Origin of the sequence: Nakamurella aerolata, from assembly GCF_013002705.1 — a bacterium.
Classification (GTDB): domain Bacteria; phylum Actinomycetota; class Actinomycetes; order Mycobacteriales; family Nakamurellaceae; genus Nakamurella; species Nakamurella aerolata.
Genome location: NZ_JABEND010000005.1, coordinates 230,994 through 255,072, shown reverse-complemented (window position 1 = coordinate 255,072; position 24,079 = coordinate 230,994). Strand labels below are relative to the sequence as shown.

The window sequence follows — 24,079 nt, the reverse complement described above, 5'->3', positions numbered from 1 at the left end:
GCGCTTCGGCGTTCGGTAGGGCCAGAAGTTGCAGAGACGGGGTCGGCCGGTGGATCACCGGCGGCACCGACGGCCGCATCTGGTATCCACAAAGGATGACCGCAACACCGCCGACCATGCGCTCGGGTATGCACCCGGCCGTCGGCGACGGTGCGGACTCCGGCGGCGCGAAACGCCAAGACACTGCGAAGAAGTCGGGTGCGGGCCGATCCGGCAATGGCGGCGCTGGGAGCGGCAGGTCCGGCACGGCCAAGAAGCCGGGTACCCCGAAGTCGCCGGCCGCGACGCTGCCGGTGGCCGAGGTGGCGGTAGACGTCTCGCTCACCCATCTGGACCGGCCGTTCGACTATTTGGTGCCGGCCGATCTCGCCGACGACGCGGTGCCGGGCGCGCGGGTGCGGGTGCGGTTCGCCGGGCGGCTGGTCGACGGGTACGTGCTGCGGCGGCTACCCGCCAGCGATCATCCCGGTCGGCTCGGCTACCTCGAGCGGGTGATCTCGCCGGAGCCGGTGCTCACCGGTGAGATCGCCGCGCTGGCCCGCCGGGTCGCCGACCGATACGTCGGCAGCATGGCTGACGTGCTGCGGCTCGCCGTCCCGCCGCGGCACGCCAGGGCGGAGGCCGCGGTGACGTCCGGTCCGGCGCCGGACCCGACGTCCGGTGAGGACGCGACCCCTACCGTCACAAACGGTGCAAGCCAAGACGTTTCAGCACAGTGGCGGCAATACGCCGCCGGCCCGGCGTTCCTGTCCGCGGTGTCGGACGGGCGCCCCGCCCGCGCGGTGTGGCAGGCCCTGCCTGGCGAGGATTGGCCGGCGCGGTTGGCCGAGGCGGCCGCCATCAGCACGGCAGCCGGATGGGGTTCGTTGCTGCTGGTGCCGGACGCGCGTGATGTCGCTCGGCTGGAAGCCGCTGTGGCGGAACGTCTTTCACCCACAGCCTTCACCACGCTGACCGCCGATCTGGGTCCGGCGGAACGGTACCGGCGGTTTCTGCGCATCCGGCGCGGTGAGGTGCGGGTGGTGATCGGGACAAGGGCGGCGGCGTTCGCCCCGGTGCAGCGGCTGGGACTGCTGGCGATCTTCGACGACGCGGACGCGTCGTTCGCCGAGCCGCGGGCTCCGTACCCGCATGCCCGCGAGGTACTCATGCTGCGTTCGGCGTCCGAGGGCGCCGCGCTGCTGGTCGGTGCGTTCGGCCGCAGTGTTGAAGCGCAGTTGTTGGTGGAATCCGGTTGGGCCAAAGACATGTCGGCGTCACGGGCCACGGTCCGGGAACGGATGCCGCGGGTGCAGGCGCAGGGCGACAGCTACGCGATCGGTGCCGACGCGGCCGCCGCCAGGGCGCGGCTGTCACCGGCCGCATTCGCCGCCGCCAGATCGGCGCTGGCCGCTGACGCCCCGGTGTTGGTGCAGGTGCCGCGGCGCGGTTACCTGCCGTCGCTGGCGTGTGCCCAGTGCCGCCGGCCGGCCCGCTGTCGTCGTTGTCACGGGCCGCTCGGCATTCCGCCGGCCCGGCAGGGTGTCGCCGGTGAGCCCGATCGCGGTCAGATCCCGACCTGCGGCTGGTGTGGAGTGCCGGAGGCCAACTTTGTCTGCGGCGCGTGCGGTGGCCGGCGGTTGCGGGCGATCAGCATCGGCGCCGGCCGCACCGCCGAGGAGCTGGGCAGGGCATTCCCCGGGGTGCCACTGATCACCTCGGCCGGCGACGCCATCCGCGACCGGGTGCCGGATGCCGCCGCCGTTGTGGTGGCGACGCCGGGGGCGGAACCCGTCGCCGACGGTGGGTACGGGGCGGCGCTGCTGCTGGACGGCTCGGCGCTGCTGGCATTGCCGAGCCTGGACGCCGCCCAGCAGGCCACCCGGCGTTGGTTCAACGCCGCCGCGCTGGTGCGACCCGCCGCCGACGGCGGCCAGCTGGTGATTGGGGTGGACGGGGCCCTGCCGGCGGCGCAGGCGCTGATCCGTTGGGACCCAGCGTGGTTCGCCGCCGGGGAGCTGGCCGACCGCCGGCAGCTCGGCTTCCCACCGGCCACCGCGATGATCTCGCTGGAGGGATCCGAGCGCACCGTCACCGATGCCGAGACCGAGCTGTCGGCACCGGCCGGCGCCCAGCTGCTGGGGCCGGTGCCGATCGAAACCCGGCCTGGCACAGGCGATCCGGCCGAAGAGCGTTACCGGCTGTTGCTGCGTGGACCGCTGGCCGACCGGCGGGCGCTGGCCGCCGCAGTGCGCACCATGGTGGTCGAGCTCGGCGTCCGCAAAGACGCTGCGCCACCTCGGGTTCAGGTCGATCCCGCCGCGGTGCTGTAACCATCCATCGATCGGGCGATCGGCGAGGTCGGTCAGCCCAGCGCGGAGTCCCTCAGCTCAACTCGCTCATGGTGGCGTCGTCGAGTTCCAGTGTGCTCATCGCGATGTTGTCCCGCAGATGCGACACCCTGGTGGTTCCCGGAAGTGGAATCACCTGCTGGTCAAGCGTTCTCGCCCGCTGCTGCACCCAGGCCAGGGACAGCTGGGCGGTACTGATGCCGTGACGTGCTGCGGCCTGCTGAACGGCGGTGCTGCGGCCGGCCGCGCCGACATCGCCGTGGTTCATCGGGGAGTGGGCCACCAGCGCGATGCCAAGCTCGCGCAGCAGCGGAAGCATGGTCTCGACCTTGCGTTCGGCCAGCGACCACGGTTGTTGGACGGCGCTGATCGGGTGCACCGCGTGCGCCCGCTTGATGTCGTCCTCGGTCACGTTCGACAGCCCCAACCGGCGGATCTTGCCGGCCGCGCGCAGCTCGGCCATGGCGCCGACCGTGTCCTCGATGGGGGTGTCGTCGCTGCGGTGGTGCAGGTAGTACAGGTCGATGGTGTCGGTACCCAACCGGCCAAGGCTGCCGTCGATGGCGCGGTGCACGGTCGCCGGGTCGGCCCGCACGCTCCAGTCGTCGAAGCGCCCGGACTCACCCCAGTAGACGCCGAACTTGGTGCACAGGAACACTTCTGAGCGCACCCCGGCGATGGCCCGCCCGACGACATCCTCGTTGCCGTACATCTCGGCGGTGTCCAGTACCCGCACTCCGCCGTCCAGCGCGGCCCGGACCAGCGCGCCGGGGTCGCGGTCGGCGTCGCCCCAGCCTTCGTCCCTGACCCGCATCAGCCCGAACCCTTGGACTCCGGCATCGCCCAACGGCGATGTCAGTGGAAGGTCCGCTACCGAATCGGTCGTCGGCTGGGGAACTGTCATACCGGGGAGCGTAGAAGTTGAAGGCGAGTTGAGGGCAAATCGCCCCGGTGCGTGCGGCCCGGCCTTGACAGGTGACCAAGTGGTCACCTAACGTCGGTGACATGCCGGCCGACGACCCCGAGGTGACCATCCGCGCGCTCGCGGACCCGCACCGCAGGGCGCTGCTGGACGCGCTCCGGGAGGCCGACGGCCGGCCGGTGCGCGAGTTGGAAAGTGTGCTGCCCGAGCTCGGACGGCACGCCGTGCTGAAGCACCTGCGGGTGCTGGCGGACGCCGAGCTGGTCACCACCCGCAAGGTGGGGCGCAGCAGGTACGTCCAGCTCAATCCGGTCCCGATCGTCGACCTGGCGCGCCGCTGGCTCGACGACTACGCCGCTGTCGCTGGGCTCGCGCTGTCCCGGCTCCGCGACCACGTCGAATCCGATCTCGCCAACCAAGGAGCAACCATGCCCGACACCACCGTGCCCAACACCACCGTGCCCAACGCTGCCAGCAGCACCGCCGAGCGCACCGCAAACGTGCCCAACGCGAACGAGCCCACCACCCGGACTCTCGTCGCGACCGTGGTGATTTCCGCTCCACCGCAACAGGTCTGGGCCGCGATCACCGATCCGGAGCAGACCCGCCGCTGGTTCTTCGGTGGTCTGGTGCGCAGCGACTGGTCGGTCGGGGCGCCGATCGAATGGCTGGACGCCGACGGCGCATCGCTGATCGCCGGCGAGATCACCGCCATCGAACCCGAGGTGCGGCTGGCCCACACCTTCCGCGCCACCTGGTCGGCGGAGACCGCCGCCGACCCCGCCTCGCACTACGAGTGGGCGCTGCAGCAGTTGCAGCCCGACGTGACGAGGGTGACCGTCACCCACACCGACGTGCCGGTCGGTACCCGGACCGAGCAGCAGGTGGACGGCGGCGCCTCGCTGGTGATCTCGTCTCTCAAGACCTTCGTAGAGACCGGGCGAACCATGCCGGGCATGGGTTAACCGGCCGCCGGCGTGAGCTGCCGGCGCCGCACGAGCGCAGCGGCCAACGCCGCGCCCAGCACCACCACTGCCGCGCTCACCGCCAACGTGAGCTGCATGGACCCGACGAAGGCGTCGCGGGCCGTCTGGGCCAGTGCGGAGTCGCGCCGAACGGCCGCGTACTGGAGCGCCCCGGCCAGCGATTCCCGCGCGGGGCCGGGGGCCTCGCCCAGCCGGCCGCTGTACCCGCCGGCCAGGATGCTGCCGAGCACCGCGACCCCGAACGCCGATCCGGTCTGCAGCATGGTGTCGTTCAATGCCGAACCGACGCCGGCGTGCTCGTGTGGGATGGCGCCCGTCAGGATCGTCATCGCGGCCGGTTGAGCGACACCGCCGCCGACGCCGAAGAGTGCCAATATCCCGGCCAGCTGCCACCAGCCGGTGTCTTCGTCACACAGCGCCAGCAACACGAACGCGGCGGCCAGCAGCAGCAAACCTGCCAACAGCAAAGGCTTTTGCCCGGTGCGCTGCCCGATGGCGGTGGCGATCGGTTGCATGACGATCATCGCGATCACCACCGGCAGCAGGGCCAGCGCTGCCGCCGTTGGGGTGCGACCCTGCACCGACTGCAGGTACTGCGTCAACACCAGCAGGAAGCCGCCATAGGCGAACATCACCAACAGGATCGAGAAGCACGAGCCGGAGAAGTCGCGGTTGCCGAACAGGCCGATCGGCACCATCGGATGACGACTGCGCCATTCCCACACCACGAACACGGCAAGGCTGACGCCGGCGACGATCAGAGCGATCAGTACCGGGGGCGTGAGCCCGTCCGGCAACTCGACGATCGCCCAGATCAGCGTCGCCGTCCAGACCATGGACAGCGCCGCGCCCAGTGGATCGAACCGGCGGGCGGGCCCGGTCGACTCGGTGAGCAGGGTAGCGGCAGCGATCAACGCCAGCACGACCAGCGGCACGTTCAGCAAGAACACCGAACCCCACCAGAAATGTTGCAGCAGAAAGCCTCCCACCAGCGGACCGCCGACCAGACCGAGAACGCTCATCACCGCGAACGCCGACATCGCCTTTCGGCGTTCGGTCTCGTCCGGGAAGCTGACGATCAGAATCGACATGGTGCTCGGCATCATCAACGCGCCGCCGACGCCCATGCCGAACCGGGTAGCGATCAACACCTCAGGGTTGCCCGCCCAGGCCGCGAAACCGGAGGCAACGCCGAACACCACCAGCCCGATGATCAGCAACCGCCGGCGCCCGAAACGGTCGGAAAGACTGCCGGCCAACAGCAGTAGTCCGGCAAACGGCACCATGTAGGCCGTCAGGATCAGCTGCAGTTGCCCGTCGTCGGCTCCGAGGTCGGTGGCCAGCGTCGGCAGCGCAACGTTCAGCACCATGGCATCCATCTGCAGCACCAGCATGGCCAGGCACATCACCACCAGCACCCACCAGCGTCGGGCGCCGGAACGACCGAAAGTGTCACTGTCGGCGGGACTTTGCGCGTTGTCGCGCTGTTGTGAGGTTGTCATGCCGGCGATGCTGACGGACTACCCCAGGGTCAAGGTCAAAACAGCGATCCCGGAAACGGTTGACCATGACGCAGGGTCAACCCTGCACACATGGGCCCATGTTGACCATCGGTCAGGTCGCCGAGTATGTCGGGGTCACCGTGCGGGCGGTGCGGCACTACCACCGGATCGGCCTGCTCGCCGAGCCGGCACGGGACGCCTCCGGTTACCGGCGCTACGGCGCCGCCGAGGTGATAGAGCTGGTGCGGATCAAGGCGCTGTCCGACGCCGGTGTCCCGCTGGCCAAGGTGCGCCAGGTGCTCACCGCGCCGACCGAGGAATTCGACGTCCACATCGACCGCATCGACGCGGAGTTGGCCGCGCAGGTCAAAGCGCTGCAGGCCAGGCGGAAGCGGCTACGGCAGCTGCGCAGCGGCGACCGCATTTACCTGCCCGACGATGTCGCCGACTTCCTTGATCTGTTGCGGCAGTGCGGGATCAGTGAACGTACCGTCCAGCTCGAACGAGACTCCTGGTTGCTCTGGCTGGTGGTCGCGCCCGATCTGGTGACGACCTGGATCGCCCGCAAACGGGAGGCCATGTCCGACCCGGCCTTCGTCCAGCATTACCGGACCTTCGACGCGGCCGTCGGCGGTGACGCTGAGGCATTGGCTGAGCTGCAACGGATGTCGCGGCTTGTCCGCAGAGATCGGCAGGTCGAGTCCGACCTCGGCTCGCACGCCAGCACCCTGCAGTTGAGTCAGCAACACTTCGCCGATCACTTTGCCGTGCTGGGTATTCCGGACGCGCTGTCCGGCTACTCGGACGTCCCGACGGACAGCTAACCCAGCCGCTCCAGCAGCGTGGCGTTGGCCATACCGCCGCCCTCGCACATGGTTTGCAGCCCATAACGCCCGCCGCCGGACCGTAGACCGTGCACCAGCGTTGTCATGATCCTGGCGCCGCTGGCGCCCAGCGGATGCCCGAGGGCGATGGCGCCGCCATCCGGATTGGTGCGCGCCGGGTCGGCGCCGGTCTCCTGCAGCCAGGCAAGGACCACCGAGGCGAACGCCTCGTTCACCTCGAACCTGTCGATGTCGTCCAGCCGCACCCCGGCCTTGGCCAGTAGCTTCTCGGTCGCCGGGATCACCCCGGTGAGCATGTACAGCGGGTCGGAGCCGACCACCGTCATGGTGTGGATGCGAGCCAGCGGCGTCAGGGCGAGCTCGGTGGCCTTCGCGCTGGTGGTGATCAGCAGCGCGGCGCTGCCATCGGACAGCTGCGAGGCGTTCCCGGCGGTCACGCTCCAGTCGATCTGCGGGAAACGCCGGCTGTACGTGTCGCTGACGAATGCCGGTGCCAGCGCCGCGAGTTTCTCGGCGGTGGTGCCGGGGCGGATGCCCTCGTCGGCGGTCAATCCGGCCAGCGGTGCCAGCTGCCCGGCGAACCGCCCGGCGGCGGTGGCCTGCGCCGCGCGTTGTTGGCTGGCCGAGGCGAACTCGTCCATCGCCGTCCGGGTGATGCCCCACTTCGCAGCGATCAACTCCGCCGAGATACCTTGCGGAACAAGGCCTTCCGGGTACCGCTCGGCCAGCCCGGCGCCGTGGAACGGATGCGAATCCGCTGTCACGTTCGAGCCCATCGGTACCCGCGACATGGACTCGACACCGGCCGCGATCACCACATCCTGCGCACCGGACAGCACGGCCTGCGCCGCGAAATGCACCGCCTGCTGGCTGGAGCCGCACTGCCGGTCCACCGTCGTGCCCGGCACACTCTCCGGCAGCCCGGCCGACAACAACGCGGTGCGCGCGATGTTGGTCGACTGCTCACCGACCTGCGTCACGGCGCCGGCGATCACGTCGTCCACCAGCTCCGGGTCGATGCCGGTGCGGTCCAGCACGGCTCGCAGGCTGTGCGCCAGCAGATCCGCCGGGTGCACCGCAGACAGGGCGCCGCCGGGCTTGCCCTTCCCGACGGGAGTGCGGACGGCTTCGACGATGACGGCGTCTCTCATCCCTCCATGGTGGCAGGCGCCGGCTGCTGGCGGTTCGCCGCCGCAGCCGCAGCCGGCCGGGCGAGCATTCCCGCTGACTAGGATCGAAGCGGTTGGAATCTGCCTGACCCAGACAAAGGAGCCCGTCCTGCGCATCGTGTTCGCCGGCACCCCCGACGCCGCTGTCCCATCGCTGCGGGCACTGCTGGACGCCCATCGGCAGGGTCGGCACCAGTTGGTTGCCGTCATCACCCGCCCGGACGCCAAGGTGGGCCGTGGCCGCACCCTGCAGCCGTCACCGGTCGCCGCTGTCGCCGACGAGGCGGGGATTCCGGTGATCAAGGCCGCCAACCTGCGCGGCGACGCGATTGCCGACACCATCGCCGACCTCACCCCCGACGCCGGCGCCGTGGTGGCCTACGGTGCGATCCTGCCGCAGCGCATCCTCGACATTCCGCCGCACGGCTGGACCAACCTGCACTTCTCGCTGCTGCCGGCGTGGCGCGGCGCCGCCCCGGTCGCGGCGGCGATCCGCGCGGGGGAGCAGCGCACCGGCGCCAGCACCTTCCGGCTGGAGGCCGGCCTGGACACCGGCCCGGTGTACGGCACCCTCACCGAGCCGATCGGCCTCACCGACACCACCGGCGACCTGCTCGGCCGGCTGGCCGACCGCGGTGCTGGGCTGCTGCTGGAAACCTTGGACGCGCTCGCCGCCGGCACCGCCCATCCGGTCTCGCAACCGGACGAAGGCGTCAGCACCGTCGGCAAGCTCACCGCGGCCGACGCGGTGGTCGACTGGACCCGCCCCGCGGGGGAGATCGACAGGCTGATCCGGGCCATGACACCGGATCCCGGCGCTACCACCGGCAGCCGGTGGGGGCGCCTCACCCTCGGGCCGGTGACGCCGATGGACGCCCCGCCCGATGTCCAGCCGGGGCAGCTGGTGGTCAGCAAACGCGCGGTTGTCGTCGGAACCGGGTCGGGAGCGGTCCGGCTCGGCACCGTCACCGCTCCGGGCAAGAAGCCCATGCCGGCCGCGGACTGGGCCCGCGGCGCCCGCCCGACCGCGGACGACCTGTTGGGCCAGAGCGCCGCCGCCGCAACGGATGTGCAGACATGAGTCATCCACCGCGGCGCGGCCGGCGACCCAACGACCCGCGCCGCGGGCGCGCGTCCGGTCCGTCCGGCGGCCGCCCACCGCAGGTGGACCCGGCTCGGCAGGTAGCCGCCGAGCTGCTCGCCGCGGTCCGGGCCGACGACGCCTACGCCAACCTGAAGCTGCCGGAACTGCTTGCCGCGCATGGCCTTTCCGGGCGGGACGCGGCGCTGGCCACCGAGCTGTCGTACGGCACCAGCCGCACCAAGGGTCAGTTGGACGCGATCCTTTCCGCCTGTTCGACCCGACCACTGGACAGCATCGACCCGCCGGTGCTGGATGCGCTCCGGTTGGGCGCCTACCAGCTGCTGCGTACTCGCATCCCGCCGCACGCCGCGGTGTCGGCGACCGTCGACCTGGTGCGCGCCGGTGGCCGGCCCGGCGCCGCCGGCTTCGTGAATGCGCTGCTGCGCAAGGTGTCTGCCCACGATCTCGACGGTTGGCTGGCCGAGCTGGCACCGGCGTCCGACGACGATCCGACCGGTCACCTCGCACTCACCACCGCTCATCCCAGCTGGATCGTGGACGCGATCGGTGACGCGCTCGGTCCGCGGCGCGACGAGCTCGCCGACGCCCTCGCCGCCGACAATCAGTCGCCCGCCGTGCATCTGGTGGCGCGTCCTGGCCGCATCGCGCGGGACGAGCTGACCGCAGAGAGCGGCGGCACCCCCGCGCGCTACTCGCCGTACGGGCTGTACCTACCTGCGGGAAACCCCGGTGCGCTGGCCGCCGTCGCCGACGGCCGCGCCGCCGTGCAGGACGAGGGCTCGCAGCTGGTCGCCCTGACACTGGCGGAGGCGCCGCTGGACGGTAGCGACGAGCGTTGGCTCGATCTGGCCGCGGGACCGGGTGGCAAGGCCGGTCTGCTCGGCGCGTTGGCAGCCAGGCGCGGCGCCACCGTCGACGCCGTCGAGATCTCGCCGCACCGCGCAGACCTGGTGCGCCGCACCGTCTCCGGGCTGCCGGTGACGGTGCACACCGCCGACGGACGCGACCCTGGGCTGCCGGCGGGCAGCTACGACAGGGTGCTGTTGGATGCGCCCTGCACCGGGCTCGGGGCGCTGCGTCGCCGCCCGGAAGCCCGCTGGCGCCGGCAACCGGCCGACGTCGCCGAACTGACTCGGCTGCAACGCGACCTGCTGCAGTCGGCGGCCGGGTTGGTGCGGCCCGGCGGGCTGATCGGCTACGTCACCTGCTCGCCGCACCTGGTCGAGACCGCTGCGGTGCTGAACCGCCGCCCGAAAGACCTGGAGATCGTCGACGCCACCGAACTGGTTCCCGGTAATCCCGCCGCCGACGCGCCGCTCGACGGCCCGGTGCCAGGCACCGTGCAGTTGTGGCCGCACCGGCACGGCACCGACGCCATGTTCCTGGCGCTGCTGCGCCGCAGCTGAGCCAGCCGGCGACTGACGCGCGCAGGGAGCCGTCCGGCATCAAGTCCCTGAGTGCCCACCTGCCAGCAGGTCGTCCAGCAGCGATCGGGTGCGTATCAGCCGGTCGATGTCGCCGCTGATCCGACGGCGTTCTGCCGCGAGCCGCTCGCGGCATTCGTCCAGCAACAGCGACTCGCCCGACAGGCAGGTCAGGATCTCGCGGATGAGCTGCATCCGAAGGCCGGCGGCCAGCAAGGTCTGAATGTGCGCCACCCTCCGAACGTCGGCTGGGGTGAAAACCCGGTAGCCGCTGGGCGTTCGGTCAGGTACCAGGACGCCCCTCTCCTCGTAGTAGCGCAGCGCGCGCACGCTTACCCCGCTACGTGCCGCCAGCTTGCCGATCTTCATGGCGGCGGCTTCGTCCGGCGGGAGTCCGACTGGCCTTGACTCTGACATTGACGTGAGACTTTAGCGTCCGGGACATGGTGCCGCTCGTCGTCCTCATGTTCTGCGTCTTCAGCATCACCACCGGTGAGTTCGTGGTGGCCGGGATCTTGCCGGAGGTCGCCGGCGATCTGCAGGTCAGCGTCGGGACTGCGGGGCTGCTGGTCACCGCCTACGCCGTCGGCATGATCATCGGTGGCCCGGTGCTCACGGCGGTAACAGCTGGGGTCGACCGGAAGCGGCTGATGGTTAGCCTGCTGGCCGTTGCCGTACTCGGGAACGCGATCTCTGCGGTGGCCCCGAGTTTTGCTGTGTTGTTGGCGGCGCGGGTGCTTGCCGCGCTGGTCACCTCGACGTTCTTTGCGCAGGCCATTGTGGTCGCGGTGAGCTCGGCGCCGCCGGAGCGGTCCGCGACCATGGTCGCCTGGCTGGCGTTCGGGATGAACCTTGCGATGGTCTTAGGAGCTCCTATTGGCACGGTGATAGGCGGCAGTTGGGGCTGGCGCGCCACCTTCGCCGCGATCACACTGGCCTGCCTGCTCGGGCTGGTGCTGGTGTGGTTGCTGCTGCCGTCCTCGCGCGGCGAACGCCGGCCCACCGCGCTGGCCGAACTGCGGGTGTTGCGGCGCCGTCCGGTGCTGCTGGCGCTGTCCGTCACCGCGGTCGGCAACGTGGGGGTGCTGATGGTGTTCAGCTACCTGGCACCCTTGCTCACTGACGTGGCGGGGCACCCTGGCAGCAGGCTGCCGATGCTGCTACTCGTCCACGATCGGGAACCTGGCTGGTGGCGCGCTGTACGACCGAAGCCCGCGGCTGTTTCAGCCATTCCTGCTGGGGCTGTTGGCTGTCGCGCTGGCCGCCAGTTGGTTCGTCGCCACGTCCGCCACCTTGACGGTGCTGGTGGTGTTGGTGGTGGGATTCCTCGGCTTTGCGATCATCCCGGGCATGCAGGCGCGGGTGATGGCGGCCGCTGCGGGTGCCCCAGCCCTGGCGATGGCGGTGAACGCGTCCGGCTATCAACTGGCCGCGGCCTTTGCCGGGCTGGTCGGTGGGCTGATCGCCGACTCGGCCGCGGGCCCTCGACCCATCTTTCTGGTCGCGGCCGGTCTGACGACCTGCGGGCTGCTCTTGACGCTGGTGACGGGACGAGCGCCGCGCCGCAGCGGTGGTGGTGATGATCCGGTTCCGATCGCCACCTGACGTTCAGAGCGTGAGAATGAGGCAATGACAGCGCAGCCCAACGGATTTGACGTCAAGATCAAGCGTGCCTATGCCGAAGCCGAACCCAGTGACGGCCGCAGGGTGCTGGTCGATCGGCTGTGGCCGCGTGGGGTCAGCAAGCAGCGCGCCGACCTGAGCGACTGGCTCAAGCAGATTGCCCCGTCCACCGAATTGCGCGAGTGGTACGGGCACGATCCGGCCAAGTTCGACGAGTTCGCCCAGCGGTACCGCGCCGAGCTGACCGGTGACTCCGAGCGCGCCGAGGCGTTGACACAGTTGCGGGCGTGGGCCTCCGGCGGGCCACTCACCCTGATCACCGCCACCAAAGACCCAGCCATCAGCGAGGCTCAGGTGCTGCTGGACGTGCTGCGGGGCAGCCGCGACTGAGCGGTGGCCGCGTAGGTTGTCGCAACGGCACCGCCGGGATTCGTGCCGCGAGCGGTGTCGGCGGTAGGTGATGCGTGACGCCGTAGGCTGGAAAGCATGCGGACAACACTGGATATCGACCCGCGCGTGCTCGCCGCGGCTCGTGCCAGCGTGCACGCCGGCACGCACGTCAGTCTTGGCGAGGCGGTGTCGGCCATGGCTCTGGCGGGGCTTAGTAGTCTCGCCTCGCCATCGGCCGCGTCGACGCACGGGTTGGTCCTGTTGCCGTCTGTCTCAGGCCGCGTCGTCACCGACGAGATGGTGATGGATGCCGCTCTCGACGACTGAGACGGAGTTGCCAGACGTCAATGTGCTGGTGGCACCCTTGCACCCGGACCATGTGCACCACCGGGCGGCGCAGCACTGGTGTGTCGAGGTCAGCAGTTTTGCGACGACGCCGCTGACGGAATCCGGCCTGGTGCGCGTGGCTCTCAACCCAGCCGTGGTGCCGGCAGCGAACCCAGCAGCTGCGCTGGCGTCGCTGCGGTCGCTCCGGGAGCACCCACGCGCCATCTTCCTGCCCGACGACTCGTCACTTGCCGACCCGCGTATCGACCTTGTCGGGCTGCGCGGGTATCGGCAGGTGCCGGATTTGCATCTGGTCAATCTCGCTGCCCGGCACTCGGCACGGCTGGTCACCTTCGACGCGAGGATCAGCCAGATACTCGACGCCGGTGACCAAGCGCTGGTGCGCACCCTGAGCTGAGTGTCACGGGACGCCGGTGGTCACGACGGCCGTCGCGAGCACACACCTATTGGTACGTCACAACCGTTTCGGTCAGCTGGAACGGGTGTGCTGTGCGGAAACGGTTGTGCTCGCCGGGTGGGTGAGCTGCACGATGACATCGACGGTTGGCACTCCCAACCGGCGGGCGGCTCGGAGCCTGGCGTATCCGTCGACGAGGTAGTGGCGGGTCCCGAGCGCGATCAACGGTGGAATCGGTCCGCCGTCGAGGATGAGTGCGACGAAGGTGTCCCGGCGCGCCTGATGGACCGGATTCGCGTCGTGTTCGGCGATCATTCGCTAGTCGACTTCCAGTGCGGTGTCGGCGATTTCGGTCTGTCGCCACCGGCCGGCGAGCTTGGACGCAGGGATGTCGGGCGCCTCATTCCGCAGTACGGCGCGCACGTACGCCTCGGGGTCGGCCACCTGCTGCCAGCGGATGTGGACCACTGGAGCGTCAGGCAGCGCCCTTGTCGCCCTTGCTGTCCTTGCGCTTGTCGCGCTTGTCCTTGTCGCGGTCGGGGCCGTCGGAGTCGTTGGACGCGCCGTCGTCGGAGTCTCCGGATGGTGCCTCCCAGCGCACCTGCAGCTCGCCGTCGGCGGCGTCCAGGTAGATGGTGGAGCCATCCTCGATGTCGCCGCCGAGCAGCGCCCGGCCGATCTTGGTCTCCACCTCGTGGGTGATGTAGCGGCGTAGCGGGCGGGCGCCGTAGACCGGGTCGTAGGCCTCGCGGGCGATGAACTCGCGTCCGGAGGGCGTCACCTCGAGGGTGATCCTGCGTTCCGACAACCGCTTTCGCACGTCGGAGACCAGCAGGTCGACGATCCGCTCGATCTCCGGCAGCGTCAGCGGGGTGAACAGGATGATGTCGTCGATCCGGTTCAAGAACTCAGGGCGGAAGTGCGCGCGCAGGTCGCCCATCACCTTGTCGCGGGCCTCCTCGGTGATCTCACCCTCGGAGTTCACGCCGTCTTCCAGCAGGTACATGGCGCCGATGTTCGACGTCATGATGATCACGCAGTTGCGGAAATCGACGGTGCGGCCCTGGGAATCGGTGAGCCGGCCGTCGTCCAGAATCTGCAGCAGCGCGTTGAACACATCCGGGTGCGCCTTCTCGATCTCGTCGAAGAGCACCACCGAGTACGGCTTGCGGCGCACCTGTTCGGTGAGTTGCCCGCCCTCCTCGTAGCCGACGTACCCGGGGGGAGCGCCGGTCAGCCGGCTGACGGTGTGCCGCTCCTGGTACTCGCTCATGTCGAGCCGAATGATGTTGTCTTCCGAGTCGAACAACGAGGCGGCGAGCGCCCTGGCCAGCTCGGTCTTGCCGACGCCGGTCGGCCCGAGGAACAGGAACGAGCCGATCGGGCGCCGCGGATCTTTCACCCCGGAACGCGCCCGGATCACCGCGTCGGCCACCAGGTGCACGGCGTTGTACTGGCCGATCACCCGCTCGGCCAGCACCTCGTCCAGCCGCAGCAGCTTCTGCCGCTCGCCCTCCTGCAGCCGGGCCACCGGGATGCCGGTCCACCTTGCGACGATTTCGGTGATCTCGCCTGCCGTCACCTCTTCCCGCAAAAGCCTGCTGTCGCCGGACTTTTCGTCCAGCCGCTCCTGCTCGCCGTCGAGTCGGCGCTCCAACTCGGGGAGCTTGCCGTGCCGCAGCTCGGCGGCCTTGTTCAGGTCGTAGTTGCGCTCGGCTTCCTCGATCTGATGCCGCACCTGCTCGATCTCGGTGCGCAGGTCCTGCAGCTTGCGGATGCCGCGTCGCTCCGATTCCCATTGCGCCGACATGGCATCGGCCTGCGAGCGCAGCTCGGACAGCTCCTTGCGCAGCGCCTTGAGCCGATCCTGGCTGGGCTGATCAGACTCGTTCTGCAGCGCCGCTTCTTCGATCTCCAGCTGCATCACCCTGCGGGTGGTCTGGTCGAGTTCTGCTGGCATGGAGTCGATCTCGGTGCGCACCACGGCGCAGGCCTCGTCCACCAGGTCGATGGCCTTGTCCGGCAAGAATCGATCGCTGATGTACCTGTCGGACAGGATCGCGGCGGCCACCAGGGCCGCGTCGGTGATGCGCACGCCGTGGTGCACCTCGAACCGCTCCCGCAGCCCACGCAGGATGGAGATGGTGTCTTCGACGGTCGGCTGGTCCACCATCACCGGCTGGAAGCGGCGCTCCAGCGCCGGATCTTTCTCGATGTACTTGCGGTACTCGTCCAGGGTGGTGGCACCGATGCAGTGCAGCTCGCCGCGGGCCAGCATCGGCTTGAGCATGTTCCCGGCGTCCATCGAGCCGTCGCCGCCGCCGGCGCCGACAACGGTGTGCAGCTCGTCGATGAACAGCAGGATGCGGCCGTCGGCGCTCTTCACCTCGTTCAGAACGGCCTTCAGCCGCTCCTCGAACTCGCCGCGGTACTTGGCGCCGGCCACCAGCGCGCCCATGTCCAGCGCCCAGATTGTCTTGTCGCGCAGGCCTTCTGGGACATCGCCGCGGACGATGCGCTGCGCAAGGCCCTCGACGATGGCGGTCTTACCGACGCCGGGTTCGCCGATCAGCACCGGGTTGTTCTTGGTCTTGCGGGACAGAATCTGGATCACCCTGCGGATCTCGGCGTCGCGGCCGATCACCGGGTCCATCTTGCCCTCGCGGGCGGCGGCGACCAGGTCGCGGCCGTACTTCTCCAACGCCTCGTACCCGGCCTCAGGGTTCGAGCTGGTCACCCGCTGATTCCCGCGCACCTCGGTGAGCGAGTTCAGCACCTTGTCGGCGGTGACGCCGGCCTGCGACAGCAGCCGCCCGGCCTCGGTGCGGCTGCCGGTGCCGATGATGGCCAGCAGCAGGTGCTCGACCGAGATGTATTCATCCTTGAGGCGTTCTGCCTGCTCGCCGGCATTGGCCAGCACCTCGGAGAGCTGGCGGGACGGGCCGATCTGGCCGGACGCGCCGCTCACCTTTGGCTGCCGCTGCAGGTAGGACTCAAGGCCGCGGCGCAACCCCGAGACATCGACACCGTCGCGCTCCAGCAGCCGGGGGATCAGCCCGTCCGGCTGGTCCAGCAGCGCCAGCAGCAACTGCTCAACGGTCAGCTCACTCGCGCCGTAGCGCAGCGCGATGGTCTGCGCGTCGTGAATGGCCTGCTGACTCTTCTCGGTGAGTTGGCTGGGTGCCATCGGACTCGTCACCTCTCAGGATCGGGCTGAGCAGAACCTTGCTTGGCTGATTCTTGTTGGGCTGAATCTTGTTGGGCTGAATCTTGTTGGGCTGAATCTTGTTGGGCTGCATCTTGTTGGGCAGCGCCCTGGTGGGCGTCGGCGTCGGAGTCGGTGATCTCGCCGGCCTCCGCTTCGGTGTCGGGCGCATCGGTGTCGGGCGGCTGCAGCCGGAGCTGGCGTTCCAGCAGCTGAATGCGCGAGAGCAACTCGTTGGCCAGCAGGGCCCCTGCGTAGTTGAGGCCGAGGTCGCCGCGCAGCCGCACAATCCGGGCAAGGATCGCGGCGGCGTCCCGCGGGTAGCGGGGCTGAGAGCTGGTGCCGCCTACGGGTTCAAGGGCGCCGAGCGCAATCAGCCGCTGCACCAACTCGGGGTGCAGGCCGGACTCAACTGCCAGCATCTCGATGGTGACCAGCGGCCGGCCCTCGGGGCTGAGATCACGGATCGACAGGCGGTAGTGCCGTTGCACACGCGGTGGCTGGCTCATCACTGACCTCCCGTCCCGGTCGAACCCGTTGTCCCAGAACCAGAACCAGAACCGCTGGCGCCGGTCCCTGAGGTCTCGCCGGACGCCGCCGCGAGTTGTTCGTACAGTTCGCGTTCGCGGTCGCTGAGGTGCTTGGGCACCACGATCTGCAGCCGGGCCAGCAGGTCGCCGGCGGCACCTTTGGTGGTGGGCATGCCCTCTCCGCGCAATCGCAGTTGACGTCCGCTGGACGAGCCGGCCGGCACCCGGACCTTGGCCGAACCGGTCAGCGTCGGCACCGTCACCTGGGCGCCGAGCGCGGCCTGCGACGGGCTGATCGGCACGTCCACCCGCAGGTTTTTGCCGTCGAGGTGGAAGTCCTTGTGCGGCAACAGATGCACCCGAAGGAACAGGTCGCCGGCCGGGCCGCCGTCCATGCCTGGGCCGCCCTCGCCGGCCAGCCGGATGCGCTGCCCGTCGCGGACGCCCTTGGGGATGGTGACGTTGTAGCTCTTGCCGTCCGACAGGGTGAACCGGCGCTTGCCGCCGGCCGCCGCCTCCGGCAGCGTGACGTCCAGCTCGGCCTCGTGATCGGCGCCGCGCCGCGGCCGGTTGGCGTAACCAGCGCCGCCGCCGAACCCGCCGCCGAAGCCGCGCGGACCGCCGCCGCCACCACCGAACAGGCTCTCGAAGAAATCACTGAAATCGGCGCCGCCGCCAGGTCCGCCGCCGCCGAAGTCGAACTGCACGTCGCCGTACGGGCTGGAGTAGGTGCCGCCCTGACCGCCAGGCCCGCCCCGGAAGCCCTGCGCACCGGCGACGTCCTGCCCCTGCCGCCAGTTCGGCCCGAGCCGGTCGTACAGCTCACGCTTCTCCGGGTCGCGCAACACCTCGTACGCCTCGGAGATGTCCTTGAACCGGTCTTCGGCGCCGGGATCCTTGTTGACGTCGGGGTGGTTCTTGCGGGCCAGCTTGCGGTACGCGGTGCGGATGTCGTCGGCGCTGGCATCCCTTGGGACACCGAGGATGTCGTAGTAGTCGCGGTAACCGACTGCCATCAGGACCCGTCCGCCGGACGCTTGGACACCACAACCTGCGCGGTGCGCAGCACTTTGCCGTCGTCGGCGGCGAAGCCGGACCTGGCCACGTTCAGCACGGTCTGGTCCGGCACCTCCGCCGACGGCTGCACCGCGATCGCCTCGTGGTACTCGGGGTTGAACGGCTGGCCGGCACCCGGCAGTCGCTGCACCCCGTTGCGAGCCAGGATGGTGTCCATCTGGGCAAGCACGGCGGTCAGCCCGGGATCGTTGGGCTCCATGGTCAATGCCCGTTCCACGCTGTCCAGCGCGTCCAGCCATTGCCGCAGCAGATCGTCGCGGGCCGCCGCCGCGCGCCGGTCGCCGTCGCCCTGGGTGCGCTTGCGGTAGTTGTCCAGGTCCGCCAGCGCCCGGTGGTAGCGATCTTTGGTCTGGGCCAGCTCGGTGCGCAGCTTGGCGATCTCGGCGGACTGGTCCGCCGCGGGCTGGGCCGCGCCATTCGGCTGGGCCGCGCCGGCAGCGTCGGTGCCCGGCCGGCCGGTGGGTTGGGGATTCTGCGGTCCGGCGGACGCAGCCGATCCGTCGGCAGCGGCGCCCTGGGCGCTGGGTGCGCCCTGGGTGCCGTTGCCGGGATCGGACTGCTGACCGCCGCCGGCGTCACTCCTTGGTGAAATCGGCATCAACGACCTCGTCATCGTCACCGGAAGCCTGGCCACCGCCCCGGGTGCCACCGGCGCCCTGCTGGCCGGCAGCACCCGCCGCGCCGTCGGCGCCGCCGGCATCGGCGTTCGACCTGGCCGCCGCTGGCAGGCTCTGCAGCAGCTGCTGCAGATCAGCCGTCAGCGGGCGGATCTTGTCCAGTCCGACCTTGTCCTCGACGGCCTTGCGGGCGTCCGAGATCTGTTGCTCGGCACGGGCTTTCTCGTGCACCGGCAGGCTGTCGGACAGCTGGTTCACCAGCTGGTCGGCGGAGTACACCAACGAGTCGAGCTCGTTGCGGGCGTCGATCTCGCCGCGCCGCTCCTTGTCCTGGGCGGCGTTGTCCTGGGCGTCCTTCACCATCCGATCGATCTCGTCGGTCATCAGGTTGGCCGACTCGGTGATCTCCACCTTCTGCTCGGCGCCGGTGTCCTTGTCCTTGGCCGAGACGTTCAGGATGCCGTTGGCGTCGGTGTCGAAGGTGACCTCGATCTGCGGGGTGCCGCGCGGCGCCGGCCGGATGCCTTCCAGCCGGAAGCGGGCCAGCTGCCGGTTGTCCGCGGCCATCTCGCGTTCACCTTGCAGCACCACCACATCGACGGCGGTCTGGTTGTCTTCAGCGGTGGAGAAGGTCTCGGTGCGGCGGGCCGGGATGGTGGTGTTGCGGTCGATGACCTTGGTCATCACGCCGCCCATGGTCTCCAGGCCGAGCGAGAGCGGAGTGACGTCGAGCAGCACGACGTCTTCCACCTCGCCCTTGAGGACGCCGGCCTGCAGCGCGGCGCCGATGGCGACCACCTCGTCCGGGTTCACCGACATGTTCGGGTCTTTGCCGCCGGTGAGCCGGCGTACCAGCTCCTGCACCGCGGGAATGCGGGTGGAGCCGCCGACCAGGATCACCTCGTCGATGTCGTTGGCCGTCATCTTGGCGTCGGACAGCGCCTGCTCGACCGGTCCGCGGGTGCGCTCCACCAGATCCTTGGTGAGCTGGTCGAACTTGCTGCGGGTCAGCTCGATGTTCAGGTGCTTGGGCCCGGAGGCGTCCGCGGTGATGAACGGCAGGTTGATGGTGGTGGTGGTGGTCTGCGACAGCTCCACCTTCGCCTTCTCCGCCGCCTCGTACAGCCGCTGCAGCGCCTGCGGGTCGTTGCGCAGGTCGACGCCGGTGTCCTTCTTGAACTCGTCGGCCAGCCAGTCGGCGATCCGCTTGTCGAAGTCGTCGCCGCCAAGGTGCCCGTCGCCGCTGGTGGAGCGGACCTCGACGACGCCGTCGCCGACGTCGAGGATGGACACGTCGAAGGTGCCACCGCCGAGGTCGTAGACCAGGACGGTCTCAGCGCCCTTCTTCTCCAGTCCGTAGGCCAGCGCCGCTGCGGTCGGCTCGTTGATGATGCGGAGCACCTCGAGGCCGGCGATCTTGCCGGCGTCCTTGGTGGCCTGGCGCTGGGCGTCGTTGAAGTAGGCCGGAACGGTGATGACGGCCTCTGTCACTTTCTCGCCCAAGAACTTGCTGGCGTCCTCGGCCAACTTGCGGAGCACCAGCGCCGAGATCTCCTCCGGCGCGTACTCTCGGCCGCGGACCTTGAACCGGACGGCGTCGCCGTTGCCCTTGTCCACCTCGTAGGGGACGGCCTTCGACTCGTCGTCGACCTCGCCCCACTTGCGGCCGATGAACCGCTTGGCCGAATAGACCGTGGCGTCCGGGTTCAGGATCGCCTGCCGACGCGCCACCTGCCCGACCAGCCGCTGGCCGTCGTCGGTGAAGGCAACCACCGACGGGGTGGTCCTGCCGCCCTCGGCGTTCGCAATGATTTCCGCCCTGCCACCTTCCATGGTGGCTGCCACCGCGGAGTTGGTGGTTCCCAGATCGATTCCGACTGCCTTGGCCATCGCGTCGCCTTCCTCCGTTGAGCCGGTTGTTCACCGGGTGTCTACGGGCCGAGGCGCTTCCTCGCGGGCTGCGGGTGCCATTGCTGGACCCGGATGCGACTCCGCACCTCAACCACACCTCACACAGGCAACCACCAGGTGGCCTGCTGCACTGCAATCGCAAAGCTGTTGCCAGGTAACGGATTTGCTCCACGAGCAGCTCCGCCGGACGATCCGGCGGCCCGTTACCGCAACCTCGACGCTACTCGTGCGCCCAGCGGCGGCGGCAGCCGGGGAACTGCCGGAATCGATTCCTGTTCACCATGACAGTTTGCTCTGGTGGTCGCAACAGCAGCCCCGCAGCCCGGCCGCCCCGTCCGCCACAGTCCCGTCCGCCGCCGCCAAACCCGCCGCACAGCAGCGGTCGCCGGATCACCGGGCACGCACCTCGCGGAGGTTGTCGGTCACCCGCCTGGTCCACCCGCGCTGGTCCAGGTGCTCCAACAGCGGGATGGTCACCCGACGGCTGGTGTGCAGGGCGGTGCGGGCCTGCGCGGCGGTGAACGGCTGCGGAAGGCCAGCAAGCTCCCGCATCGCCAGCGCCGGCGCCGTCGGCAGCAACACCACCACCCCGCCGCTCGGATCGGGCAACCGCAGCACACGTCCCAGCCGTTCGGCGACGGCCAGCTCGCGGCTGCCCAAGCCGAGGCCGGCCAGCTCGTCGGCGTCCGGCGCGGCGAACGGTGTGGTCGAGAGTCGTTGCCGCAGAACCGCTACCGCGGCGTCGACCTCCGGCGGCAGGGCGTCGGTGCCGGGCAGACGAAACCGCCCGTCCGAGCTGCTCAAGCCTGCGTCGGTGGCCAACTGGTCAAGCAGGACATCGGGGAAATCCGCAGGCAGCGCGGCGATCGGGGGACCGGACGGTGCTGACGGCTCCGCCAGCACGCGGCGGGCCGCAGCCCGAGAAAGCCCTGGCGACAACGGGTCTCGCTCGATCAACCCGGTTACCGCGGTGCGCAGCCGCCGTTGCCAGCCGGCGTGGGCGTCAACGTGCAGCAGCCAGCCATTGCGCTGCAGCACCCCGTCGGGCAACGGCACCCCGTCGGGGCGCTGTGGCAGGTGGATGCCCAGCCGCCGCAGGGCGGCCACCGGTACCGCGCCCCGCCGTGCCACCTCGGTGCCGACATCACCGCCGATCGGCATGCCGGACAGGGCGATCGAGCGCCGCTGCCCGGCGCCGCGGCGGTGCAGCGCCGGGGGATCGGCGTCCAGTACCACCGCGCCGGCAATGCGCCGGGTGCCCGGATCGCGCAGCACGACCCGGTCGCTCACCACCAGTGGCAGGCTGCGGTCCAATCGCACCCTGGCGTGCTGGTCGTCGAACGGGCGCATTCTGGCGGGTACCGCGGCGGTGCCGACATGCACGACGAGTTGTTCGGGCAAGTCGGTGAGCTGCGGTCCGCTGGAGCGCCGGACGTCAAGCTGCCCGGTACTGGGCCAGGCGCCGGGGGTGACCAGCGCGTCGCCCCTGGTGACGTGGTCGGCCGATGTCCCGCGGAGGTTGACCGCGGCACGGCGGACGCCGGTGAGCTCGGCGAACCGCTGTTGCCCGCTCTGCAGGGAACGGACGGTGACCCGCTGTGGCCGGCCGCCCGCGCCGGACAACCACAGCTGATCGTCGGTCCGCACGGTGCCGTCCGTCAGTGTTCCGGTGACGACGGTTCCGGTCCCGCGCAACGAGAATGCCCGGTCCACCCACAGTCGGACGCGGGCGTCGGGTGGTGGCGCCTTCGTGCCGGCCAGCACGGTGTCGAGCTCGCGCAGCAGCTCGTCGAGACCGGCTCCGGTGACGGCGGAGACGGCGACCGCCTCGACGTCGGCGAGCGGTGAGCCGGCCAGCTCGCCGCGGGCCTGGGCCAGCGCCGCGGCGCCACCGTCGTCCACCCGATCCACCTTGCTGATCACCAGCAGCCCGTCGGCGATGCCCAACGCCCGCACCGCGTCCAGGTGATCGGTGGACTGGGCCTGCCAGCCCTCGTCGGCGGCCACCACGAACAGCACCACCGGCGCGGGGCCGAGCCCGGCCAGCATGTTGCCGATGAAGCGTTGGTGCCCAGGAACATCGACAAACGCCACCGAGCGGCCGGACGGCAACGCCGTCCAGGCGAAACCCAGGTCGATGGTGAGCCCGCGGCGGTGCTCCTCGGCCAAGCGGTCCGGCTCGATCCCGGTGAGCGCCCTGACCAGGCTGCTCTTGCCGTGATCGACATGCCCGGCGGTGGCGACCACAGCCGGCGTCAGCGGACCGGTCACGCCTCGGCCGGCGCCGTGCTGCCGGAGTCCGCGGCGACAACGGGCAAACCCGCCTCGGCCACCGGGTGGCCTGCGGCCGCCACCGCGGACCGGACCGCGGCCAGCAACCTGGCGTCGTCGGCCGCCGGGATGCAGCGCAGATCGATCAGGCAACGGCCATGGTGCACTCGAGGCAGCACGGCGGGCTGCGCGGTGCGCAGTGCCGGGGCGGCGGCTGGCGGCAGTTGCACCGCCCAACCGGCCAGCGGCACCCCGGGGGCGCCACCCCCGCCGACCCTGCCGTCATGCGGAACTACCGGCGCGCCAACGGCTTTAGCGAGGGCTTCGGTGCGCCGGCGCAGCACCTCGGGGTCGGCGTGCAGGGCCTGCCAGGTCGGGGTGCCGGCACCGTCGGTGAGGGTGGCGGTCAGGGCGGCAAGGGCGAGCTTGTCGGCGCGCACCGCCCTGGCCAGGGGATGGTGGGCCAGCCGGTCGATCAGGTCGGCGCGGCCCAGCAGCAGCCCGGCCTGCGGACCGCCCAGCAGCTTGTCACCACTGGCGATCACCAGGTCGGCACCGGCGGTCAGCGCGGTGTCGGCGTCCGGTTCGTCCGGCAACAGCGGATCAGGGCGCAGCAGCCCGGAGCCGAGATCGGCGATCAACGGGACGCCACGCTCGGTGGCCAACGGCCTCAGGTCGGCGATGGTCGCCTCGGCCGTGAAGCCGTTGACGCGGAAGTTGCTCGGATGGATCTTGAGCAGGCAGCCGGTGTCGGGGCCGATGGCCGCGGCGTAGTCGCGCGGGTGGGTGCGGTTGGCGGTGCCCACCTCGCGGAGCCTGGCTCCGGTCGACTCGATCAGGTCGGGGAGCCGGAAACCCGCCCCGATCTCGATCAGCTCACCCCGGCTGACCACCACCTCGCGGCCGGCGGCCAGCGCCGTGGTGGCCAGCAGCAGCGCGGCAGCGCCGTTGTTCACCACCAGCGCGGCCGCTGCCGCCGGGCAGGCGTGAAGCAGTGCCTGCCTGGCCGCGGTGCCGCGCCCGGAACGGGTGCCGGTGTCCAGATCGAGCTCGACGTCGACGTAGCCGGCGGCCGTTGTCAGTGCCGCTGTCGCGGCGGCCGACAGCGGAGCCCTGCCGAGGTTGGTGTGCACCACCACCCCGGTAGCGTTGAGCACCGGCGTCAGCCCTCCGGGGCGAGAAGCCTTGTTCGCCATGGCCTCTCCCGCTGCGCTCAGCACCGCGTCGGTCACCGCGCCGGGGGCGAGCCGGCCCTGCCGGGCGGACTGCTGGGCGGCGTGCACCAGCTGCCGGACGGCGTCGGCCCCGAGGTCGGCGGCCGCCGCGCGCAGCTGCGGGTGCGCGAGCAGCTGGTCGGTGCGCGGGATCTCGCGCCGCGGATCGGCCGAGCTGCTCACCTGCACCTCCTGACGTGTGCGCCGGTGTCC

22 protein-coding genes and 1 pseudogene are annotated in these 24,079 nt (G+C 70.3%); 10 read left to right on the top strand and 13 right to left on the bottom strand.

What is annotated here, in order from left to right; translation table 11 throughout:
- The first annotated feature begins 95 nt into the window (after window positions 1–95).
- Entirely contained in the window at window positions 96–2,312 is a 2,217-nt protein-coding gene (locus HKD39_RS11075; RefSeq protein WP_246232419.1) for a primosomal protein N', read from the top strand.
- 52 nt (window positions 2,313–2,364) lie between these two features.
- Here HKD39_RS11075 and HKD39_RS11070 read toward each other — a convergent pair whose 3' ends face one another.
- Window positions 2,365–3,234 (bottom strand): aldo/keto reductase, encoded by an 870-nt coding sequence (locus HKD39_RS11070; RefSeq protein WP_212754430.1) that lies wholly within the window; start codon window positions 3,232–3,234, stop codon window positions 2,365–2,367.
- Between the two features lie 101 nt (window positions 3,235–3,335).
- On the opposite strand from HKD39_RS11070, the gene HKD39_RS11065 reads away from it, so the two are divergent.
- A complete protein-coding gene (locus tag HKD39_RS11065) occupies window positions 3,336–4,217 on the top strand; it encodes an ArsR/SmtB family transcription factor (RefSeq protein ID WP_212754429.1) in 882 nt (293 codons plus the stop codon).
- Here HKD39_RS11065 and HKD39_RS11060 read toward each other — a convergent pair.
- Entirely contained in the window at window positions 4,214–5,740 is a 1,527-nt protein-coding gene (locus HKD39_RS11060) for an MFS transporter (RefSeq protein WP_171199914.1), read from the bottom strand. The two genes, HKD39_RS11065 and HKD39_RS11060, sit on opposite strands and share 4 nt — an antisense overlap.
- Window positions 5,741–5,838: 98 nt before the next feature.
- Here HKD39_RS11060 and HKD39_RS11055 point away from each other — a divergent pair, with 98 nt between their 5' ends.
- Window positions 5,839–6,564, top strand: coding sequence for a MerR family transcriptional regulator (locus tag HKD39_RS11055; protein ID WP_171199913.1), 726 nt, complete (start codon window positions 5,839–5,841; stop codon window positions 6,562–6,564).
- Here the strand turns inward: HKD39_RS11055 and HKD39_RS11050 are convergent.
- A complete protein-coding gene (locus HKD39_RS11050; protein WP_171199912.1) occupies window positions 6,561–7,736 on the bottom strand; it encodes an acetyl-CoA C-acyltransferase in 1,176 nt (391 codons plus the stop codon). The two genes, HKD39_RS11055 and HKD39_RS11050, sit on opposite strands and share 4 nt — an antisense overlap.
- 127 nt (window positions 7,737–7,863) lie before the next feature.
- On the opposite strand from HKD39_RS11050, the gene HKD39_RS11045 reads away from it, so the two are divergent.
- Both HKD39_RS11045 and HKD39_RS11040 read left to right on the top strand, forming a co-directional pair.
- On the top strand, window positions 7,864–8,835 hold the full coding sequence (locus HKD39_RS11045; RefSeq protein ID WP_171199990.1) for a methionyl-tRNA formyltransferase: 972 nt from the start codon (window positions 7,864–7,866) through the stop codon (window positions 8,833–8,835).
- The gene (locus HKD39_RS11040; RefSeq protein WP_171199911.1) at window positions 8,832–10,265 is read left to right on the top strand and encodes an RsmB/NOP family class I SAM-dependent RNA methyltransferase; all 1,434 of its coding nucleotides are present in this window, start codon (window positions 8,832–8,834) and stop codon (window positions 10,263–10,265) included. The genes HKD39_RS11045 and HKD39_RS11040 overlap by 4 nt, the downstream gene beginning before the upstream one ends.
- A 39-nt stretch (window positions 10,266–10,304) precedes the next feature.
- Here HKD39_RS11040 and HKD39_RS11035 read toward each other — a convergent pair whose 3' ends face one another.
- Window positions 10,305–10,652 (bottom strand): MerR family transcriptional regulator, encoded by a 348-nt coding sequence (locus HKD39_RS11035; RefSeq protein ID WP_171199910.1) that lies wholly within the window; start codon window positions 10,650–10,652, stop codon window positions 10,305–10,307.
- Between the two features lie 74 nt (window positions 10,653–10,726).
- On the opposite strand from HKD39_RS11035, the pseudogene HKD39_RS20520 reads away from it, so the two are divergent.
- The 5 genes and pseudogenes from HKD39_RS20520 to HKD39_RS11015 form a co-directional block, all read left to right on the top strand.
- Window positions 10,727–11,365: pseudogene (locus HKD39_RS20520) on the top strand (MFS transporter); the annotation flags it as partial.
- 37 nt (window positions 11,366–11,402) lie between these two features.
- Complete coding sequence (locus HKD39_RS18805) at window positions 11,403–11,888, top strand: MFS transporter (RefSeq protein WP_212754448.1); 486 nt, start codon at window positions 11,403–11,405, stop codon at window positions 11,886–11,888.
- A gap of 24 nt (window positions 11,889–11,912) precedes the next feature.
- Window positions 11,913–12,296: a DUF488 domain-containing protein gene (locus tag HKD39_RS11025; RefSeq protein WP_171199909.1), complete on the top strand. Its 384-nt coding sequence runs from the start codon at window positions 11,913–11,915 to the stop codon at window positions 12,294–12,296.
- Window positions 12,297–12,392: 96 nt separating this feature from the next.
- A complete protein-coding gene (locus HKD39_RS11020) occupies window positions 12,393–12,623 on the top strand; it encodes a hypothetical protein (protein WP_171199908.1) in 231 nt (76 codons plus the stop codon).
- Entirely contained in the window at window positions 12,604–13,041 is a 438-nt protein-coding gene (locus tag HKD39_RS11015) for a TA system VapC family ribonuclease toxin (protein ID WP_171199907.1), read from the top strand. The genes HKD39_RS11020 and HKD39_RS11015 overlap by 20 nt, the downstream gene beginning before the upstream one ends.
- A gap of 72 nt (window positions 13,042–13,113) precedes the next feature.
- Here the strand turns inward: HKD39_RS11015 and HKD39_RS11010 are convergent, their stop codons facing one another.
- From HKD39_RS11010 to selA, 9 genes are all read right to left on the bottom strand, one after another.
- On the bottom strand, window positions 13,114–13,356 hold the full coding sequence (locus HKD39_RS11010; protein ID WP_171199906.1) for a ParB N-terminal domain-containing protein: 243 nt from the start codon (window positions 13,354–13,356) through the stop codon (window positions 13,114–13,116).
- A gap of 3 nt (window positions 13,357–13,359) precedes the next feature.
- A complete protein-coding gene (locus HKD39_RS20065) occupies window positions 13,360–13,485 on the bottom strand; it encodes a hypothetical protein (RefSeq protein ID WP_281361883.1) in 126 nt (41 codons plus the stop codon).
- A gap of 31 nt (window positions 13,486–13,516) precedes the next feature.
- Complete coding sequence (clpB, locus tag HKD39_RS11005) at window positions 13,517–16,228, bottom strand: ATP-dependent chaperone ClpB (protein ID WP_171199905.1); 2,712 nt, start codon at window positions 16,226–16,228, stop codon at window positions 13,517–13,519.
- An 8-nt stretch (window positions 16,229–16,236) separates the two neighbouring features.
- Entirely contained in the window at window positions 16,237–16,755 is a 519-nt protein-coding gene (locus tag HKD39_RS11000; RefSeq protein WP_171199904.1) for a chaperone modulator CbpM, read from the bottom strand.
- Complete coding sequence (locus HKD39_RS10995) at window positions 16,755–17,792, bottom strand: DnaJ C-terminal domain-containing protein (protein WP_171199903.1); 1,038 nt, start codon at window positions 17,790–17,792, stop codon at window positions 16,755–16,757. Before HKD39_RS10995 ends, HKD39_RS11000 begins: the two co-directional genes overlap by 1 nt.
- Window positions 17,792–18,451, bottom strand: a complete 660-nt coding sequence (locus HKD39_RS10990) for a nucleotide exchange factor GrpE (RefSeq protein WP_171199902.1) — start codon at window positions 18,449–18,451, stop codon at window positions 17,792–17,794. Before HKD39_RS10990 ends, HKD39_RS10995 begins: the two co-directional genes overlap by 1 nt.
- Window positions 18,429–20,360, bottom strand: a complete 1,932-nt coding sequence (gene dnaK / locus HKD39_RS10985; RefSeq protein ID WP_171199901.1) for a molecular chaperone DnaK — start codon at window positions 20,358–20,360, stop codon at window positions 18,429–18,431. The genes HKD39_RS10990 and dnaK overlap by 23 nt, the downstream gene beginning before the upstream one ends.
- Before the next feature lie 411 nt (window positions 20,361–20,771).
- Window positions 20,772–22,652 carry a selenocysteine-specific translation elongation factor gene (gene selB, locus HKD39_RS10980; protein WP_343074676.1) on the bottom strand — a complete coding sequence of 627 codons (1,881 nt, stop codon included), beginning with the start codon at window positions 22,650–22,652 and terminating at the stop codon, window positions 20,772–20,774.
- On the bottom strand, window positions 22,649–24,049 hold the full coding sequence (gene selA, locus HKD39_RS10975) for an L-seryl-tRNA(Sec) selenium transferase (protein ID WP_171199900.1): 1,401 nt from the start codon (window positions 24,047–24,049) through the stop codon (window positions 22,649–22,651). The genes selB and selA overlap by 4 nt, the downstream gene beginning before the upstream one ends.
- Window positions 24,050–24,079: the final 30 nt, after the last annotated feature.